The organism is Nonomuraea sp. NPDC050022, from assembly GCF_044460705.1.
Lineage (GTDB): Bacteria > Actinomycetota > Actinomycetes > Streptosporangiales > Streptosporangiaceae > Nonomuraea.
The window spans coordinates 161,090-180,275 of record NZ_JBITKE010000004.1 but is presented as its reverse complement, the minus strand read 5'-3'; the positions used below and the strand labels follow the sequence as shown (position 1 = coordinate 180,275).

At 68.0% G+C, this 19,186-nt stretch carries 16 protein-coding genes and 1 riboswitch; of the genes, 12 read left to right on the top strand and 4 right to left on the bottom strand.

Annotated elements, in window-relative coordinates:
* Positions 1-163: 163 nt before the first annotated feature.
* Positions 164-1,132, bottom strand: coding sequence for an SAM-dependent methyltransferase (locus ACIBO2_RS17355; protein WP_358533559.1), 969 nt, complete (start codon positions 1,130-1,132; stop codon positions 164-166).
* Positions 1,133-1,379: 247 nt separating this feature from the next.
* Here ACIBO2_RS17355 and ACIBO2_RS17350 point away from each other — a divergent pair, with 247 nt between their 5' ends.
* The 4 genes from ACIBO2_RS17350 to ACIBO2_RS17335 all read left to right on the top strand — a co-directional run bounded on the left by ACIBO2_RS17350 (position 1,380) and on the right by ACIBO2_RS17335 (position 6,552).
* Positions 1,380-2,270, top strand: a complete 891-nt coding sequence (locus ACIBO2_RS17350; RefSeq protein ID WP_397297843.1) for a Rossmann-like and DUF2520 domain-containing protein — start codon at positions 1,380-1,382, stop codon at positions 2,268-2,270.
* On the top strand, positions 2,261-3,127 hold the full coding sequence (panC, locus tag ACIBO2_RS17345; RefSeq protein ID WP_397297841.1) for a pantoate--beta-alanine ligase: 867 nt from the start codon (positions 2,261-2,263) through the stop codon (positions 3,125-3,127). The genes ACIBO2_RS17350 and panC overlap by 10 nt, the downstream gene beginning before the upstream one ends.
* A 116-nt stretch (positions 3,128-3,243) precedes the next feature.
* A complete protein-coding gene (locus tag ACIBO2_RS17340) occupies positions 3,244-5,766 on the top strand; it encodes an L-aspartate oxidase (protein WP_358533551.1) in 2,523 nt (840 codons plus the stop codon).
* Between the two features lie 3 nt (positions 5,767-5,769).
* Positions 5,770-6,552, top strand: coding sequence for a type III pantothenate kinase (locus ACIBO2_RS17335; RefSeq protein ID WP_357938804.1), 783 nt, complete (start codon positions 5,770-5,772; stop codon positions 6,550-6,552).
* A gap of 64 nt (positions 6,553-6,616) precedes the next feature.
* Here ACIBO2_RS17335 and ACIBO2_RS17330 read toward each other — a convergent pair whose 3' ends face one another.
* Positions 6,617-7,087 (bottom strand): hypothetical protein, encoded by a 471-nt coding sequence (locus ACIBO2_RS17330; RefSeq protein WP_358533548.1) that lies wholly within the window; start codon positions 7,085-7,087, stop codon positions 6,617-6,619.
* A gap of 147 nt (positions 7,088-7,234) precedes the next feature.
* Here ACIBO2_RS17330 and lysX point away from each other — a divergent pair, with 147 nt between their 5' ends.
* On the top strand, positions 7,235-8,716 hold the full coding sequence (lysX, locus tag ACIBO2_RS17325; RefSeq protein WP_358533545.1) for a bifunctional lysylphosphatidylglycerol synthetase/lysine--tRNA ligase LysX: 1,482 nt from the start codon (positions 7,235-7,237) through the stop codon (positions 8,714-8,716).
* 578 nt (positions 8,717-9,294) lie between these two features.
* Positions 9,295-9,507 (top strand): LuxR C-terminal-related transcriptional regulator, encoded by a 213-nt coding sequence (locus ACIBO2_RS17320; RefSeq protein ID WP_357653940.1) that lies wholly within the window; start codon positions 9,295-9,297, stop codon positions 9,505-9,507.
* Positions 9,508-9,570: 63 nt separating this feature from the next.
* Here ACIBO2_RS17320 and ACIBO2_RS17315 read toward each other — a convergent pair whose 3' ends face one another.
* Positions 9,571-10,614 carry an NlpC/P60 family protein gene (locus ACIBO2_RS17315; protein WP_397297837.1) on the bottom strand — a complete coding sequence of 348 codons (1,044 nt, stop codon included), beginning with the start codon at positions 10,612-10,614 and terminating at the stop codon, positions 9,571-9,573.
* Between the two features lie 5 nt (positions 10,615-10,619).
* Positions 10,620-10,780: riboswitch (cyclic di-AMP (ydaO/yuaA leader) on the bottom strand.
* A gap of 289 nt (positions 10,781-11,069) precedes the next feature.
* On the opposite strand from ACIBO2_RS17315, the gene ACIBO2_RS17310 reads away from it, so the two are divergent.
* A complete protein-coding gene (locus ACIBO2_RS17310; protein ID WP_357653942.1) occupies positions 11,070-11,627 on the top strand; it encodes an amino-acid N-acetyltransferase in 558 nt (185 codons plus the stop codon).
* A 22-nt stretch (positions 11,628-11,649) separates the two neighbouring features.
* Here ACIBO2_RS17310 and ACIBO2_RS17305 read toward each other — a convergent pair whose 3' ends face one another.
* Positions 11,650-12,528 (bottom strand): hypothetical protein, encoded by an 879-nt coding sequence (locus tag ACIBO2_RS17305; RefSeq protein WP_397297835.1) that lies wholly within the window; start codon positions 12,526-12,528, stop codon positions 11,650-11,652.
* A 3-nt stretch (positions 12,529-12,531) separates the two neighbouring features.
* Here ACIBO2_RS17305 and ACIBO2_RS17300 point away from each other — a divergent pair, with 3 nt between their 5' ends.
* The 5 genes from ACIBO2_RS17300 (at position 12,532) to ACIBO2_RS17280 (ending at position 19,058) form a co-directional block, all read left to right on the top strand.
* Positions 12,532-13,053, top strand: a complete 522-nt coding sequence (locus tag ACIBO2_RS17300) for an RDD family protein (protein WP_358533536.1) — start codon at positions 12,532-12,534, stop codon at positions 13,051-13,053.
* Positions 13,054-13,161: 108 nt separating this feature from the next.
* On the top strand, positions 13,162-13,650 hold the full coding sequence (locus ACIBO2_RS17295; protein ID WP_358533533.1) for an RDD family protein: 489 nt from the start codon (positions 13,162-13,164) through the stop codon (positions 13,648-13,650).
* Positions 13,651-14,171: 521 nt separating this feature from the next.
* Positions 14,172-14,504 carry an Lsr2 family protein gene (locus ACIBO2_RS17290; protein WP_357653944.1) on the top strand — a complete coding sequence of 111 codons (333 nt, stop codon included), beginning with the start codon at positions 14,172-14,174 and terminating at the stop codon, positions 14,502-14,504.
* A 790-nt stretch (positions 14,505-15,294) separates the two neighbouring features.
* A complete protein-coding gene (locus ACIBO2_RS17285; protein ID WP_358533530.1) occupies positions 15,295-17,802 on the top strand; it encodes an ATP-dependent Clp protease ATP-binding subunit in 2,508 nt (835 codons plus the stop codon).
* 317 nt (positions 17,803-18,119) lie between these two features.
* Positions 18,120-19,058, top strand: a complete 939-nt coding sequence (locus tag ACIBO2_RS17280) for a TIM barrel protein (protein ID WP_358533527.1) — start codon at positions 18,120-18,122, stop codon at positions 19,056-19,058.
* The last annotated feature ends 128 nt before the right edge of the window (positions 19,059-19,186 follow it).

Here is a 19,186-nt window from a genome sequence, read left to right as displayed (position 1 = left end):
ACGGACGGTCCGCTTCCGATCCCCGGGAAGGCTGTCTCGGTCTCTGTGACGGTCCGTCGTGGCTGGCGTCCCTGGGCAGGAACCCCCTCCGGGGGAGCGGAAGTAGCCGGTGCGTCGTGGCTGGGGTCCCTGGGGAGGAAGTAGCCGGTCCTTCGCCGACGGGTCACCGGCGCTCCTGGACGAGCCAGCCGAAGCCGCCGAGACCCCTCGGGTCGATCAGTTCGCCCTCCTCCGAGGCGCGGGCCAGGGCCCGGAGATAAGCCGTCGGATCGGCGTGGGCGAGGTCGATGGGCGGACGCGTGCCGGTGACCCCCAAAGCCCTTAGCGCATCGCGCTGTGTGGACAAGCCTGTGGATATCGCACCGGCCCGCCGACCGGCCTCCGCGCACGCGTCGAGCGCCACGTGAGCGGTGATGTCGCAGGTGCCGTCGGGGATGGGCGCGACGACCGCACCATCTCGGTAGCCGGTGAGTGTGCCATGGCACGGACGGTTATCCACAGGGTGTGCATAATCGATGGCCACCGCGCGACCCCTCCTGAGCCGGTTCACCACGGCCGCCCACGCGGCGTCGCGTGGGCACCCGATCTCCCCGCGCGAGCCGATGCGGCCCAGCGACGGCCACCACCGGTCGAGCCAGGCGCGGTCGGAGTCGGGCACCGGGTCGCCCAGCCGTTCCTCGCCCGTCTCGGTGTCGACCAGAACCAGCCGCGGCCCGTCGGCCGTCTGCTCGGCCACGTCGAGCGGGACGTTGTCCAGCCACTCGTTGGCGATCGCCAGCCCGGTGATGACGGAGGGGATCCGGGGGCGCCAGTCGATGCTCTTGGGCAGGTCGTCGGGTCTGGGTGAGAGGTCGACGGCGGTGATGTTGAGCCTGGCGCGCAGTCCGGGCTCGGCGGCCTCGAGCACGCGGGCCACCAGGGCGCCCTCACCGGCGCCGATGTCGACCAGGTCGATGGTGTCAGGGGCGCCGAGGTCGGCGTCGACCTGGGTGAGCAGGGCCAGTACCGCGTCGGCGAAGGCGGCCGAGGCGCTGACCGACGTACGGAAGTGGCCTGAAGGGCGCTCGCGGAGGTAGAAACCGTCCTCGCCGTACAGCGCGTGCTGCATCGCGGCGCGCCAGGTGAGCCACATGCCCTGGACTATCTCACGAAGTAAGCCCCCCCCCGTAGATCAACGCGGGCGTCGGGTCGTCAACTCGGCGCCCGCCACCACGAGATGAACCCCTCTCTCATCTCTTCCGACAGGGGGTGCATGTTTTGTATGCCCTTGTCCCTTTTATGGGTAACTCAACATGCGGCAAAAGCCTGGTCACGTACGTAGTCGCGAACGGCCGTTACTCTGGGCGGCAGTGCCATCAGGGTCGACAGGGGTGGACGTCATGGACGCAGGGGATCGGCCGGCGCGGCTGGCCGTGGGCGTGCTGGGCGCGGGCAAGGTGGGTTCGGTGCTCGGTGCCGCACTGGCGCAGGCCGGACACCACGTGGTCGCCGCCAGCGGGGTCTCCGACGCCTCGCACCGGTGGGCGGCGGAGCGACTCGGCGTGCGGCCGACGCGGCCTGAGGAGGTCGTCAGGACGGCTGGGCTGATCCTGCTCACCGTGCCCGACGACGCGCTGCTCGATCTGGTCAACGGTCTGGCGTCGACCGGCGCGGACCTGCAGGGCAAGCTGCTCGTGCACACCAGCGGCGCGTACGGGCTGTCGGTGCTGGAGCCGGCCGCCAGGGCGGGCGCGCTGCCGCTCGCGCTCCATCCGGTGATGACGTTCACCGGGCGGGACGACGACCTCAACCGCATCACCGGCATCTCGTTCGGCGTGACGGCGCCCGACACGCTCAGGCCCATCGCCGAGGCGCTGGTGATCGAGATGGGCGGCGAGCCGGTCTGGATCGCCGACTCCGACCGTGCCCTCTACCACGCGGCCCTGGCCGGGGCCGCCAACCACATGGTCACGCTCATCGCCGAGTCGCAGGAGCTCCTGCGGGGCATCGGCGTGGAGCATCCGGGCATCATGCTCGGTCCGCTGCTCGGCGCGGCGCTCGACAACGTGCTGCGGCTCGGCATCGCCGGGCTGACCGGTCCCGTGGTGCGGGGCGACGCGGGCACCGTACGCAAGCATGTCGACGCCCTGATCCTGGCGGCACCCGAGGCGGCCGACGCCTACATCGCCCTCGCTAGGCTCACGGCGGACCGCGCGCTCGCCGCGGGGCTGCTGAAGCCCGAAGAGGCCGAGCGCCTGCTCGACGCGCTCGGAGGCAACATATGGACCTGATCGTCGCCAAGAACCGCACCGACCTGGTCAAAGCGCGCGGCGAGGGGAGCGTCGCGCTGGTGCCCACCATGGGTGCGCTGCACGAGGGTCACCGCTCCCTGATCCGCGAGGCCCGCGTACGCGCCGACCACGTCGTGGTCAGCATCTTCGTCAATCCTCTGCAATTTTCGCCAAACGAGGATTTTTCCCGCTATCCGCGGACATTCGACGCGGACCTGGAGGCGTGCCGGGCCGAAGGCGTGGACGTCGTCTTCGCCCCGTCGGCCGATGACATGTACCCCGCCGGCCGCCAGGTCAGCGTCCAGTCGGGCGAGATGGGCACGATCGTCGAGGGCGCCGTCCGGCCCGGCCACTTCGACGGTGTGCTCACGGTGGTGCTCAAGCTGTTCAACCTCGTCCAGCCCGACGTGGCGGTCTTCGGGCAGAAGGACGCCCAGCAGCTCGCCATGATCCGCAGGATGGTCGCCGACCTCGACCTGCCGATCGACATCGTCGGCGCGCCGACCGTCCGCGAGCCCGACGGCCTGGCGCTGTCGAGCCGCAACCGCTACCTGTCCGCCGACGAGCGGCAGGTCGCCCTGACGCTCTCCAGGGCCCTACAGGCGGGCGCGGCGCAGGCCGTGGCCCTTCCGGAGGGGGCGGCGGAGTCCGTCCCGGCCAGGATTCGCGCGGCGGCGCTGGCCGTGCTAGAGGGCGCGGCTCCCCGGCTCGCGCTCGACTACCTGGTGCTCGTCGATCCGGCCACGTTCGCCGAAGTGAGCGAGTCATACCGGGGCGAGGCGGTGCTGGCGGTGGCCGCCAAAGTCGGCACCACCCGGCTGATCGACAACGCCGTCCTGTCGCTCGATCCGGCCTGACAGAGGTATCGCCACAGCTCTACGCATACCTGGAGGACTGAGCCACCCCCCGGAGGCGCCACCTTCGCCCGTGGGTTATCGTCATATTGACGAAATCGCCTCAATGAGGAGACTCCATGAGTGCACCGGCGATTCCCCTCCGACTGACGGCCCCCGATCCCGGCTGGATCGCCGAGGCGGACGTGGTCGTCGTGGGCTCCGGCATCGCGGGGCTGACCGTGGCCCTGCGCTATGCCGAGCTGGATCCCGCGGCCAAGGTCCTCGTCGTCACCAAGGACGTGCTCTCGTCCGGGTCGACCCGGTGGGCCCAGGGCGGGATCGCGGCCGTGCTCGACCCGCGCGACAGTCCCGACGAGCATCTGAGCGACACGCTGATCGCCGGAGTGGGCCTGTGCGACGTGCGGGCCGTACGGACGCTGGTGACCGAGGGACCGGGCGCGCTGCGGCGGCTGATGGAGCGCGGCGCCCGGTTCGACCGGACCCCCGACGGCGAGCTCCAGCTCACCCGGGAAGGCGGCCACCGGCGCGACAGGATCGTGCACGCGGGCGGCGACGCCACCGGAGCCGAGGTGCAGCGGGCGCTGGCCGAGGCGGTCAGGGCGGGCGCGGTGGAGGTCATCGAGCACGCGCTGGTCCTCGACCTTCTGACGGACGCGCGCGGCCGGGCCAGGGGCGTGACGCTGCACGTCATGGGCGAGGGCGCCCGCGACGGCGTGGGCGCGGTGCACGCGCGGGCGGTCGTGCTGGCCACCGGCGGCATGGGGCAGGTGTACGCGTCCACCACGAATCCCGTCGTCTCCACCGGTGACGGCGTCGCGCTCGCGCTCAGGGCGGGGGCCGTGGTGCGTGACATCGAGTTCGTCCAGTTCCATCCCACGGTGCTGTGGCTCGGCGAGGAGTCGACCGGGCAGCAGCCGCTGATCTCCGAGGCGGTCAGGGGCGAGGGCGCCTTCCTGATCGACCATGAGGGCCGCGCGTTCATGAACGGCGTGCACGAGCTGGCCGACCTGGCGCCGCGCGACGTCGTCGCCAAGGCCATCATGCGGACGATGCGCGAGAGCGGGCAGAGCCACGTCTTCCTCGACGGCCGCCATTTCGGCGCGCAGCGGTGGAAGACCCGCTTCCCCACGATCTACGCGGTCTGTCGCGAGCACGGCATCGACCCGGCCACCGAGCCCATCCCCGTCGCCCCGGCCGCGCACTACGCCAGCGGCGGGGTCAGGACCGATCTGCACGGCCGTACCTCCATCGAGGGCCTTTACGCGTGCGGCGAGGTCGCCTGCACGGGCGTGCACGGCGCGAACAGGCTCGCGTCCAACTCGCTGCTGGAGGGCCTGGTCTTCGCCGAACGCATCGCCGCGGACATCCACGCGTCGGTGCGGCCGAAAGAGGTGCCGGGCGAGGTGGTCGCGAGCCAGGCGGCCACGGGCCTGGCCGACCCGAGGATCCGTGCCAAGGTCCAGGCCCGCATGAGCGGGGGAGCGAGCGTGCTGCGCGGCCGCGAGTCGCTCGCGGAGACCGCGCGGGCGCTCCGCGACGCCCGCTGGACCCCGGTCCAGGTCCAGCCGTGCACCGAGTCGTGGGAGGCCACGAACCTGCTGACCGTCGCCACCGTGCTGGTCGGCGCGGCCCGGGCCCGGTTGGAGACCCGCGGCTCGCACTGGCGCGAGGACTTCCCCGACCGAGACGACAATGACTGGCTGGGTCACCTGGACGTGACCCTGACCGAGGAGGGGCCCCAGGTGACGTACACGCCGCACGGCGACACCACGCCGCCGCGACTGGCGCAGGAGCTCGCCGCCGCCGGGCTGGATCCGGCGGAGATCGACGCGCTGATCGACCGGGCGCTCGCCGAGGACCTGCAGGAGGCGGGCGACGTGACGAGCCTGGCCACCATTCCGGCGGAGCAGCGCGCGGTCGCGGACGTGGTGGCCCGCAAGGACGGCATCGTCGCCGGGCTGGCCGTGGCCGAGGCGGTGTTCGTCCGGCTGGGCGCGGCCCGTACGGAGCGGCGGGCCAAGGACGGCGAGCGCGTCCGGGCGGGCGACGTACTGATGACCGTGGAGGGCCCGGTCAGGGGCCTGCTGACGGCGGAGCGCACCGCGCTCAACCTGCTCACGCACCTGTCCGGCATCGCGACATTGACCGGCAGGTGGGTCGAGGCGGTCAGTGGCACCCGGGCGAGGGTACGTGACAGCCGTAAGACGCTGCCCGGACTGCGGGCGCTGGAGAAGTACGCGGTGCGCCGCGGCGGCGGCGTCAACCACCGGATGTCCCTGTCGGACGCGGCGCTGATCAAGGACAATCACGTGGTGGCCGCCGGCGGCGTGGCCGAGGCGTTCCGCGCGGTGAGAGAGCGCTATCCGGAGCTGCCGATCGAGGTGGAGGTGGACCGGATCGACCAGCTCGGCCCGGTGCTCGAAGAAGGCGCCGAGGAGATCCTTCTCGACAACTTCACGGTCGAGGAGACCGCCCAAGCCGTCCACATCGTGAGAAATCGGGCGAAGCTTGAGGCTAGTGGAGGGTTGACCTTGGAATCGGCCCGTGCTGTGGCCGAAACTGGCGTTGACTACCTTGCGGTGGGAGCGCTCACGCACTCGGCGCCGGCCCTCGACATCGCACTGGATCTACGGGGGTAATCGATGCTGCTAACGATCGACGTCGGCAACACGCACACGGTGCTCGGCCTGTTCGAGGGCGAGGAAGTCATCGAGCACTGGCGGCTGGCCACGGACGCCCGCCGCACCGCCGACGAGATCGCGGTCGTGCTCCAAGGGCTGCTCGCCCAGTCTCCATTGCTCAAGGGAGCCGATGTCAGCGGCATAGCGATCTGCTCGACCGTGCCGAGCGTGCTCAACGAGATGCGCGAGATGTGCCGCCGCTACTACGGCGACGTCACCGCGGTGATCGTGGAGCCGGGCATACGTACCGGCGTGCCCGTCCGCATGGACAACCCCAAGGAGGTCGGCAGCGACCGCATCGTCAACGCGCTGGCGGCCATCGACCAGTACGGCGGCCCCTGCGTCATCGTCGACTTCGGCACCGCGACCTCGTTCGACGCGGTGTCGGCCAAGGGCGAGTACATCGGCGCGGTCACCGCGCCCGGCATCGAGATCTCCGTCGACGCCCTGGCGGCGGCGGGCGCCCAGCTGCACAAGGTGGAGCTGGTCAGGCCACGCTCGGTCATCGCGAAGAACACCGTCGAGGCGCTCCAGGCCGGCATCATCTACGGCTTCGCGGGCCAGGTCGACGGCATCGTCGAGCGGATGACGGCCGAACTGGCCGACGACCCCGACGAGGTGACCGTGGTGGCCACCGGCGGGCACGCGGCGCTGGTGGTGGGCGAGTCGCGCTCGATCGACGTGCACGAGCCGTGGCTGACGCTGATCGGCCTGCGGCTGATCTACAACCGGAACACCACATGAACAAGCGGCCCCCCGCTCGGGTGAGGGGGCCGCTTGCGTTCGTGGACTGTCTCTACCTGGCCGGTTACTCGGACTCGCCGGTGTACAGGTAGCCCCAGCTGCCGCAGTTGCGCGGGTAGGAGCCGTGCAGGTCGATCTGGCAGACCTTCACGCGGAGGCTGGAGACGTCGTCGCTGTCGAAGGAGAAGCGCTTGAAGGCCGGGTAGCCGCAGTACTTCTTGGTGTAGACCGTCGACCAGTTGTCGTCGAAGTCGCTGGCCTGGAACTTCACGTACGCGCACTTGCCGCCCTCGTCGTAGCTGCGGTTGTCCAGGTCCCAGAGCTTGCCCTTGACGGTGATCGTGTTCGACTCGTGGTCGTCGTCGGCCCAATCCACGCTGACCCAGCCGGAGGCCTTGGCCTGGTAGTGCTGCGAGTAGGCCGGACCCCAGGAGTCGGAGTCCGCGGTGCTGGCGCTGGCGGCCGAGGGCAGCGCTAAGGCCAGCGCGCTCGTGGCGGCGACGGCGGCGAGGCCGGTCGCGAGCTTCTTCATCATGATCTCTCCTTGAGCTCCCCCTGGGCCGGCGCCTTGCCGGTTCCCCCCTGAGCTCGATGTGTCATTGGTACGGGAGAGCTCTTGCAGCCACCCTGCAGAGAGGTGACGAGCCCTTGCAGTTCGCCATATCCCCTACTCTTTGATGCTGTGAGCGACGAACTTCCCGAGCAGATGCGCATCCGGAGGGAGAAGCTCGACCGCCTTCGCAGTGAGGGCGTCGATCCTTACCCGGTGACCTTTCCCCGCACGGCGACCAACGCGGAGGTCAGGGAGAAATACCAGGCCCTCGACCCGGACACCGCGACCGGTGACAAGGTCGGCGTCGCGGGCCGCGTCATGCTCAACCGTGTGGGCGGCAAACTCTGCTTCGCCACACTCCGCGACGGCAGCGGCGACCTGCAGGTGATGATCTCGCTCGACAAGGTCGGCGAGGAGTCGCTGGCGGCCTGGAAGCGCGACGTCGACCTGGGTGACCACGTGGGCGTGGAGGGCGAGGTCATCACCTCCCGCCGGGGCGAGCTGTCGATCCTGGCCGACCGCTGGCAGATCACCGCCAAGTGCCTGCGCCCGCTGCCGGAGAAGCACGTCGGCCTCACCGACCCCGAGGCCCGCGTACGCCAGCGCTACGTCGACCTCATCGTCAACGACGAGGCCCGGGAGATGGCCCGCGTCCGCAGCGCCACGGTGCGCGCGGTGCGCGACTTCTGGCACGAGGAGGGCTACCTCGAGGTCGAGACGCCCATGCTGCAGCCGATCCACGGTGGCGCGGCGGCCCGGCCGTTCAAGACCCACATCAACGCGTACAACATGGAGCTCTACCTTCGCATCGCGATCGAGCTCTACCTGAAGCGGCTCGTGGTCGGCGGCATCGAGAAGGTCTTCGAGATCAACCGCAACTTCCGCAACGAGGGCGCGGACTCCACGCACAACCCCGAGTTCACCATGATCGAGGCGTACGGCACCTACCTCGACTACAACGACATGGCCGACCTGACCCAGCGGATGTACCAGAAGGCCGTCGTGGCCGCCCTGGGCACCTCTGTGGTCGTCCATGACGGCGTCGAGGTGGACCTGGGCATCCCCGAGTGGCCGCGCATCACCCTGTACGGGGCGGTGTCCGAGGCGCTCGGCGAGGAGATCACCACCGAGACCCCGCTGGAGCAGGTCCGGAAACTCGCCGACGGCCGCGAGATCCACTGGGACCCGAAGTGGGGCCAGGGCAAGCTCGTCCAGGAGATCTTCGAGGCCCTCGTCGAGCACACGCTCATCCAGCCGACGTTCGTCATGGACTATCCGCTGGAGACCTCCCCGCTGACCCGCCAGCACCGCGACAACCCGCTGCTGACCGAGAAGTGGGACCTCATCGGGTTCGGCACGGAGCTGGGCACCGCCTACTCCGAACTCGTCGACCCGGTCGAGCAGCGCCGGCGCCTGGTGGAGCAGTCGCTGCTGGCCGCCGGGGGCGACCCGGAGGCCATGCAGCTCGACGAGGACTTCCTGCAGGCGCTGGAGTACGCCATGCCGCCCACGGGTGGCATGGGAGCCGGGATCGACCGGATGATCATGGCCTTCACCGGCAAGAGCATCCGGGAAACGATCTTGTTCCCGCTGGTCAAGCCGACCAACTGACCCGCCTGCCGCCGAAGGGTGTCGGCCCGGCTCCCACGCCGGGCCGTACCGGCCGCTGTCGGGTTGACAGCGGCCCGATCTCCTGCGGCGAGTAGGAGAACGCGGGCGGCGAAGTTCGCCGGCCCCTAAACGCGGGGAGCGGACATCTCCTGGCCGCCTGCGCCGAGTGGCTTCTCCCTCTGGCGCATGAACCGTTCATGGTCTTTGGCGGGCGCTGCCGACTCGGCCGCGCAAGGGTACAAATGGGTGCCCCAAGCAGCTACATTTCCGATATTTCGCATATTGAATGCGAAGAATATTCGCGTTCCCTGGATTCGGCGCCCAGCAGGTCCGCGGTGCTCGTGGGGAGCGGGGCTGGAGCCGTTGTAAGGACGGCTGTGATCCCTCATCGGGCCCCGAAGTGTGCCGACATATGGCGAGTACTTCACATACCGCCGATCATGTCAATGGCGATGGTCAGAGGGCGGTATTCGCTGGCTTGACGACCTTTCCAGAATGCGTTTACCGTCTGCGAGACGAGCTGCAGCTCTGCTCGGACATAGACGTCTCGAGTTCTGCTGTTGGGGGGAGGGCTCCCGATGTATGTGCTCACTGAGAGCGTCGAGCTTAGCCACGCGGATCTGGCGTTGCTGGCGGAGCTTGCCAAGGGGGTCACGGTTGATCGGGTTGGCAGACGACTGGATATCAGCGGGCGCACGGTACGCCGGAGACTTCGGGGTATCTGCGACCGCATCGGCGTCGCCACCGCGATCGAGGCCGTGGCCTGGGCCGCCCGTCGCCAGCTCATCTGACCGCTCGACCGGCCCAGCCGCCCGGGCCCCAGCTGTCAGAGTGCTTGTCGTGGTGTCCGGAGGTCAGTCGGCGATGCGTACGGCGCCCGCGAACGGACGGCGGGCGATGGACGCGATACGTACGACGTCGCCGGTCTGCGGCGCGTGGACCATCATGCCGCCGCCGATGTAGATGCCGACGTGGTGCAGGTCGCCATAGAAGAAGACCAGGTCGCCGGCGCGCAGCTCCTCCTTGGAGATGTGCCGTCCGGCCGTCCACTGGTCGCCGGTGTAGTGCGGCAGTGAGATGCCCACCCGCTGGTAGGCCGCCATCACGAGGCCGGAGCAGTCGTACGAGGTCGGCCCCTCGGCGCCCCAGACGTACGGCTTGAGCTGCTGCGTGAGCGCCCACCTGGCAGCCGTGGCCGCCTTGCCGGCGCCGATGACCGGCAGGTCGACCCGCGTGGCCCGGGTGCCGGGACGGCCCGCCTCGCCGATCGCCCGCTTGAAGAGGCTGCTCTCGACTTTGGCGACGAGCTTGGTGATCTTGTCGCGCTTGGTGCCGAGGCCCTCGACGATCTTCTCGACCTCGTCGATGCGCGTCTTGGCGCTGGCCCTGGCCTGCTCGGCGGCCTGCCTGGCCGTGGTCACCTGGTTGACCTCGAAGCCCTGCTGCTGCTCCAGCGCGTAGGTGGTGGCCGCCCGGTCGAGGAAGCTCTCAGGGTCGTCGGAGGTGCCGAATGCCAGCGCCTGACCGAAGCCGCCGCTGATGTAGGCGTTCTGGGCCAGCAGCGCGGCCTTGGCGTGTTTGGCGGCCAGATCGGCCTCACTGGTGGACAGCGTCTTCTGGGCCGCCTCAGCCGACTTCCTGGCTTTCTTGAGCTTCTCCCGCTGGCCGTTGAACTCCTCGCTCAGCGTCTCGATCTGGGTGTGGAGCTCCTCGGCCTGCTCGGACAGGTCCTTCAGCGAGGGCTTGGGATCGGCGACGGCGGAGCCGACGGGTATGGCGAAGAGGAGGGTGGCGATGGTCGCCGCGATGACACCCAACCGGGTGGGGACCTTCCGGAGCTCCGGAGAGCGGGCGTGAGCGCCCGCCGGCTTCCCCCCGCGATCGCGAGTCTGCTTCACCAACCAGCTCCTCTCATCGGCGCCTACCGGGTTAGCTGACGGGTTCGGGCCGGAGCAGCCCTACCGAACGACTCGCTCGGATTCACCCCATGGGTGGTGGCGTCGGGATGAGGTCGCCACCGGCGGGTCCCCGGCTCCCCTTACGGGGATTGGGCGCGTCTCCACGCTGGCTCGCGTGGGTGACATCGTCGCTGGACACTAGTGCACTCCGGGTTCGTGCTCAACCAGAACTGCCAAGTCTGTAGAGGTTTCGCAACCGAAGGGTCACGAGGTGGTCTCGCGCCTGTCGGTGCTGAACAAACTTTATGTCCTTTTTGCACCAAGTTCGTCAAGGCATGGAAGCCTATCGGCCAAGGGCATCCCGCATCGTGCTCGATCGACCACGAGATGTCATGAGATGGGAGAGACGTCAGAGTTAGGGGGAGGCCGTAATCGGATCTGTACGCTGGAGACCCATGGAGCAGGTCGCCGAAGTGACAGTCCCGGACACGGAAGTCGTCGTCCGGCGTGCCCGCACGCCGGATGTCAGGACGATCCGTCTCCTGGTCGACACCTACGCGGGCGCCGGGCCCCGGCTTCTGGAGAAGGCCACCGTCACTCTGTACGAGGATGTGCAGGAGTTCTGGATCGCCGAGCGCGGCGGCCAAGTGGTCGGCTGTGGCGCGCTGCACGTGCTTTGGGAGGATCTCGCGGAGATTCGCACGGTGGCCGTCGATCCGGAGTTCCGAGGCTTCGGAATCGGGCACCGGATCGTCTCTTCCTTGATCAAAACGGCCCGGGAACTCGGCCTGCGCCGGGTTTTCTGTCTGACTTTTGAGGTGGATTTTTTCGCGAGGCATGGATTCCGCCCCGTACAGGGCACCCCGGTCTCACCCGAGGTCTATGCGGAGCTGCTGGCCTCGTACGACGAGGGTGTCGCCGAGTTCCTCGACCTCGAACACGTCAAGCCCAACACCCTGGGGAACACCCGCATGCTTCTCCACCTGACATCGGGTGACGCGGACCTTGACTAATGGGAAAGGTGATTGTTGATACCTATGTCGATACGTTGGGCAGCACAGGCATGTGTCCTGACACGTGCCACATGCGCACTCGAAGCGAGGTGACACGGTGAGCACCGGACAGCCGCCGTATCCACAGGACGAATCCGGCGAGAACTCTGCGCCTGGCGGATCTGAATACGGACATCACAACGCGGGCCGTCCCTATGGCGAGCCCGACCCGGATGCGACGGTCGTTGGCTACCGGGCGGACGACGCCTACGGTCAGCAACCCAACTACGGGCAACAGCAGCCGGGCTACGGCCAACAGCCGCAGTACGGTCAGCAGCAGCAGCCGGGCTACGGCCAGCAGTCGCAGCAACCGCAGTACGGACAGCAGCCGCAGTACGGGCAGCAGCCGCAGTACGGGCAGCAGCCCGGCTACGGCCAGCAACCGGAATACGGCCAGCAGCAGCCCGGATACGGTCAGCAACCCGGATACGGTCAGCAGCAGGCTTCGGGTCAGCAACCCGAGTACGGCCAGCCCAACTACGGTCAGCAGCCGCAATCGCAACCCGGTTACGGTCAGCAACCGCAATCCCAGCCTGGTTACGGCCAGCAGCCCGGTTACGGGCAGCAGCCGTCCCAGCCGGGCTACGGTCAGCAGCAGCCGTCGCAACCCGGCTACGGCCAGCAGCAGTACGGCCAGCAGCCCCCGTCGGGCCAGCAGCCCGGCTATGGGCAGCAACCCGGTTACGGGCAGCAGCAGCCGTCCCAGCCGGGCTATGGCCAGCAGCAGCCGTCGCAACCCGGCTACGGCCAGCAGCAGTACGGCCAGCCGGACTACGGTCAGCAGCAGCAGTACGGTCAGCCTGGCTACGGTCAGCAGCCCCAGTACGGCCAACAGCCCGGCTACGGGCAGCCGCAGCCACATGGGGTGCAACCGCCCGGCGCCCCGGCCCCGCTCGCCGAGTGGTGGCAGCGGCTCGTGGCGAGGATCATCGACGGTGTCATCTTCGGCATCGCGAACTGGGTGATCGGTCTCGTTTTCGGGGCCATCCTGCTCGCCGGCTACAACTCCGCGACCGGCACGACGACCGGTCTGCTGGGGCCGACCGCCTACGGCATCGTGGTGGCCATCGTGATGACGGCGGTGTATGTCGCCTACGAGTTCTTCATGACCAAGATGAGCGGCCAGACGGTCGGCAAGATGGTCATGGGGATCAAGATCGTGCCGACGGGCACCATGCTGCCTCCGGGCGGCCTGCCGAACGACGTGGCGCTCAAGCGGGCCGGTGGCACGTGGGGCGGATACATCCTCGGCTTCATCCCGTGGGTCGGGGCGCTGCTCGGCGGGATCGTCGTCGCGCTGAACGGCGCCTCCCAGCTCTGGGACAAGCCGCTGCAGCAGACGTTCGCCGACAAGTTCAGCAACACGGTGGTAGTGAAGATCAAGTAGTCTTCGCGGACGCGAAACAGAGGCTGGCCACCGGTCGGCCTCTGTTTTGTATGTGCGGGCGGCAGCAAAATGGGTAGCGGTCGGTTCGCCGAAGGGGCGAGGTGGGTTATGACCGGGTTGCCGCCGTGGAGTGACGCCGTCCCCGCGGAATGGTGGGAACGCCTGGCCGCCCGGCTCATTGAAGCCCTCGTCTTCGGTGTCTTCTATTACATTCTGTTCGTCGCGCTGTGGGGCGGCTTCCGAACTGTCGGGTTGCTGGAGACGTTCGACGGCCGGCTGCCCGGCGTGTTCGCCTGGCTGCTCGGTGGGCTGGGATATACGGTCTATGACTGGGCCGCGCATTCCATGAGCGGCCGTACGTTCGGCAAGGCGATCATGAAGATTCGCCTCGAACCGAGCGGCCTTCGGCGCGGTGCTCTGCTGAAACGGGCCCTGGTCTATCCGGGAGCGGCGATGGTCATGGGCATTCCGGTGCTCAATGTGCTGGCTGGAATCTTCGTCTTCGGCGTCGGGATCCTCATCTTGATCGACAAGCCGCTGCAGCGTGGGCCGCACGACCGGCTCGCCGGAACGCGGGTGATCAAAGATCTCCGCTGAGCCTTGTGGGCCTGGACAGAAGTCTTTCCGCAAAATTTTCGCTTGATCCGGTAAGGAGCCTGGAGAGACTGGCATTAGGCTATGGGGCGTCCGGGTTGCCGGATGTTGGCGCACATGGCACATGGACGGCATCCATGTACCACTATGGTCGGGTGCGGGCGGTTGTCCACCTCGTGAGGCATGAGGGGCGCTCATGCCCAGGCCGCTTGTGGATAAAGCGCCCATCGAAACCCCCGTCCGCTGTGGAGGCGAGGACGAATGCAGGCCCTTACCGACGTATTGTCAGCGCTGATCCCGCCGGTGGTGGTGGGCGCCGCCTTCATCTTTGGCGTAGTGAAGTTGGTCCGATCCGAGGCCGCCGGACGCCGTCCAAACCCCCAGGATCAGGCCGAGAACCACAACTGAGCCGCAACTGAGCCGCCGCTCAGCAGAATCTCTGTAGCGCTGAATTGTCTCCGCGCCTTTCCGGGTATATGTTTGCCCTGGCGAATGAAACAATGCTCCGCGAAAGGATTGCGTAGATGGCCAAGCAGATCCAGGAGATTCTCATCGATGACCTCGATGGGGGCGAGGCCAATGAGACGGTCAGCTTCGCTATTGACGGCTCCTCCTATGAGATTGACCTGAGCGACCTTAACGCCAAGAAGCTGAGGGACGCGCTCACGCCTTTCGTACAGCACGCTCGTCGGTCCGGTGCCGTGACCACGCGTCGGCGCGGTCGCGGCGGGCAGCGTGCGATGAGCCGCGAGAAGAGCTCGGAGATCCGGCAGTGGGCCAAGGCTCACGGTCTGCCGGTGAGCGAGCGTGGCCGAATCGCCTCTACCGTGGTGGAGAAGTACGAACAAGCTCACTAGAGAGCCATCTCCTGACCATGCGCTTATGCCGCTCGCCTAAGAACCCCGGCGAACGCCATAAGCGCATGATCATTTATAGCCGCCTCTCAAATGGTGGACGGTTCGTGACGGCGATCTTCTAATCGCCCATATGTGATCATTTTGGGCTGCCCGCTCGGTCGATTCCGGGCGGTTTTCTGGCATGGTGCGTTCCAGCCCCGGTGTGAGCAACCCGGTGCGGCGACGGTCTGGATCGGTAACCGCCACGGCCCGGATCGGTAACCTCGCTGACCGGACCGGCGATTTCGCGGCGCGCGCGTGCCGTGCCGGGATCGGGATTTCGCGGCCCGCGCGCCGTGCCGGGGATCGAGATTTTCGCGGCCTGCCGGGTGCCGTGGCACGACCGAGATTCCGCGACCCGCGGGTGCCGTACCACGATCGATTGGCGGCGGGCGCGCTTCCTTACATAGGATGTTTGCGTATGGCTCGCGGATGAGGCATCGGCGATGCACGGGCGAGCCCTCTCCCCGGCACTGCCCGCAAGCCGATCCATGTTGATCTGCCGGCGCCGTGGCGGCCAATTCCAGGCGCTTCACGGAAGCCACCTAAACATCGTTCGCTTGCGGCGTATCGGGAACACGTAACCCCCGATCGGTAGTTGGATAGAGGGTGAACGCCCTGCTCCCGGGGAACGTCTCTGCTATAGAGCGTGTCAGTGGCAGTGGGCACGGTTCGCCGAGCCAGGGCTAGCATGCGGGATGACGGGACCGGATTTACCGGCCTGACTGACCGCTCTGTGAGGAGCGACGAGATGTTCGAGAGGTTCACCGACCGAGCAAGGCGGGTTGTCGTCTTGGCCCAAGAAGAGGCCAGGATGCTCAACCACAACTACATCGGCACTGAGCACATTCTTCTTGGTTTGATCCATGAAGGTGAGGGCGTAGCCGCCAAGGCTCTGGAGAGCCTGGGCATCAGCCTTGAAGGAGTGCGTCAGCAGGTCGAGGAGATCATCGGCCAGGGCCAGTCGGCTCCGTCGGGGCACATTCCGTTCACCCCGCGGGCCAAGAAGGTTCTTGAGCTGTCGCTCCGTGAGGCTTTGCAGCTGGGTCACAACTACATCGGCACCGAGCACATCCTGCTCGGGCTCATCCGTGAGGGTGAGGGTGTGGCCGCCCAGGTGCTGGTCAAGCTTGGAGCCGATCTCAACCGTGTCAGGCAGCAGGTCATCCAGTTGCTCCACGGTTACCAGGGCAAGGAGCCGGCCGCCGCGGGCGGCCCGCAGGAGTCGGCCCCGTCGACCTCCCTGGTGCTCGACCAGTTCGGCCGCAACCTGACCCAGGCCGCCCGCGAGGGCAAGCTGGATCCGGTCATCGGCCGTGAGAAGGAGATCGAGCGGGTCATGCAGGTCCTCTCCCGGAGGACCAAGAACAACCCGGTTCTGATCGGCGAGCCCGGCGTCGGCAAGACCGCCGTCGTCGAGGGCCTGTCACAGAAGATCGTCAGGGGCGAGGTGCCCGAGACGCTGAAGGACAAGCAGCTCTACACGCTTGACCTCGGCGCTCTGGTGGCGGGCTCGCGCTACCGCGGCGACTTCGAAGAGCGCCTGAAGAAGGTGCTCAAGGAGATCCGCACGCGCGGCGACATCATCCTGTTCATCGACGAGCTGCACACGCTCGTCGGCGCGGGCGCGGCCGAGGGCGCGATCGACGCCGCCAGCATCCTCAAGCCGATGCTGGCGCGTGGCGAGCTGCAGACCATCGGTGCCACGACCCTCGACGAATACCGCAAATACCTGGAGAAGGACGCCGCTCTGGAGCGGCGCTTCCAGCCGATCCAGGTGGCCGAGCCCTCGCTCAGCCACACGATCGAGATCCTCAAGGGCCTGCGCGACCGCTACGAGGCGCACCACCGGGTGTCCATTACCGATGGCGCGCTGGTGGCCGCCGCGCAGCTGGCCGATCGCTACATCAGCGACCGCTACCTGCCCGACAAGGCGATCGACCTCATCGACGAGGCCGGTTCGCGGATGCGCATCCGCCGGATGACCGCTCCGCCGGACCTGCGCGAGTACGACGAGAAGATCGCCAACGTCCGCAGGGACAAGGAGTCCGCGATCGACGCGCAGGACTTCGAGAAGGCGGCCGCGCTCCGTGACCAGGAGAAGCAGCTCCAGCTCAAGCGCGAGCGGCGCGAGAAGGAGTGGAAGGCCGGCGACATGGACGTCGTGGCCGAGGTCACCGAGGAGCTCATCGCCGAGGTCCTGGCGACGGCCACCGGCATCCCGGTCTTCAAGCTGACCGAGGAGGAGTCGCAGCGCCTGCTCCGCATGGAGGACGAGCTGCACAAGCGGATCATCGGTCAGGACGACGCCATCAAGGGCCTGTCCAGGTCGATCCGGCGCACCCGCGCCGGGCTGAAGGACCCGCGCCGTCCCGGCGGCTCGTTCATCTTCGCCGGCCCGTCCGGTGTTGGTAAGACCGAGCTGTCCAAGGCGCTGGCGGAGTTCCTCTTCGGTGACGAAGACGCGCTGATCAGCCTGGACATGTCGGAGTTCATGGAGAAGCACACCGTCTCCCGGCTGTTCGGCTCGCCTCCCGGCTACGTCGGCTACGAGGAGGGCGGCCAGCTCACCGAGAAGGTGCGGCGCAAGCCGTTCTCGGTGGTCCTGTTCGACGAGATCGAGAAGGCCCACCCCGACATCTTCAACTCGCTGCTGCAGATCCTGGAAGACGGTCGCCTGACCGACGCCCAGGGCCGGGTGGTCGACTTCAAGAACACGGTCATCATCATGACCACCAACCTCGGCACCCGCGACATCTCCAAGGGCATCGGGGTCGGGTTCGCCAAGTCCAACGACGCCGACTCCAACTACGAGCGGATGAAGGCCAAGGTCCAGGAGGAGCTCAAGCAGCACTTCCGGCCCGAGTTCCTCAACCGTGTCGACGACATCGTGGTCTTCCACCAGCTGACGCCGGCGGAGATCATCCTGATCGTGGACCTGATGCTCGCTCAGGTCGACGCCCGGATGAAGGACCGCGACATGGGGCTCGACGTCTCGCCCGAGGCCAAGCAGCTGCTGGCCGACCGTGGTTACGACCCGGTCATGGGTGCCCGGCCGCTGCGCCGGACCATCCAGCGCGAGCTCGAGGACTCGCTGTCGGAGAAGATCCTGTACGGCGAGCTCCGCCCGGGGCAGATCGTCAAGGTCACCATCGAGGGCGAAGGCGACAACGCGAAGTTCATCTTCACCGGTGAGGACGCGTCGTCCAGCCAGGTCCCCGACTCGGCCGCGGCGATCGCGGCGCCGATCAAGAACTGACGGCGTCCAAGTACGACCCAGTAACCCCCGTGTGAGGGATCACACGGGGGTTACGTCGTTTTCTGCGTCGTTGCCGAATTTTTGGAAACCTGGGTACACCGCCACCGGGAGTAGTACTACACTGCGTAGAGCAATGCCAAGTCTCGCCCAAGTCGTCCCCAAGGCGGCGTTTTCAGGGTGAGGGCTGCTCCCTGGGGAGTACTACGGAATCAACTCAGGGCGGACGCGTGCGCCCCCCGGCAGCAGGCATGCTCGACAGGTCCGCATGATCCCCAAGGCGGGCGACGGGAACGACCATGCAAGCCGTGGAGGATTAAATGCGTCTGCGTCACCAAGACGGAACGCTGGTGCACCTCGCCTACAACGCAGGCGTACACCCGGCGGAGGACCTGGAGAACCTGATCGCCCACCTGACCCGCTACGCGGTGCCGGTGCGCAAGCGGCTCGGGGTCGAGCGCATGGGCGTCGGGCTGTGGCTCTCGCCCGGCGTGGCCGACCACCTGACGGCCGACCGCATCGAGCTCGTACGGCTGCGCAGGTCGCTGGAGGAGCGCGGCCTGGAGGTGGTGAGCCTCAACGGCACCGGCGGGCGCAACCTGGAGGTGCCCGGCCCCGACTGGGCCAAGCCGGAGCGCTACCGCTACACGATGGCGCTGGCCAAGATCCTCGCGTTCCTGCTGCCCGACGACGTACGCTTCGGCAGCATCTCCACCATCCCGATCGGCTGGCGCCACGACTGGCCCGCCGACCTGCACGCCATCGCCACCCGGCGGCTCGAACGGCTGGCCAGGGAGCTGCGCGGCATCTACAGCGTCACCGGCAAGACCATCCGTGTCGGCTTCGAGCCCTGGCCCGGCTGCGTGCTGGAGACGACGGAGCAGGCGCTGGAGCGGGTGTGCGGGATCGACTCCGAGCACCTGGGCGTCTGCCTCGACGCCTGCCACCTGACCTGCGGCGACGAGGAGCCCGGCGCGGCACTGCGGGGCCTGGCCGCCGCGGGCGCGCCGGTGGTCAAGCTGGGGCACGTGCACAACCACACGGGGGATACGCCCAGCACGGGCGCGGTGCTGTACGACACGATGGCGGCGATGCTATCGGGGGCCGTGAGCGGGAGCGCCCACATCGAGGTCGAGACGCACAACCTGGCGGTGCCGGGCCGCGCCAAGGGGCCGGGGGCGCTGGTGTCCCTGCTGGCCGAACAGCTCGACTGGGCCCGCACCAGCCTGACCGGTCTGGGCCTGCAACTCGCCGCGTAGCCCCCGGCCGGGTGCCCGCCGACGGCATGGTCCCGCCGTGGGTTCGCTGTCCACGCCTCCGGCATGTGACCCGTGGACCGCTGCGCCGCACGCGGGCCCTATGCGCAACGCATGTGACCTGTGGACCG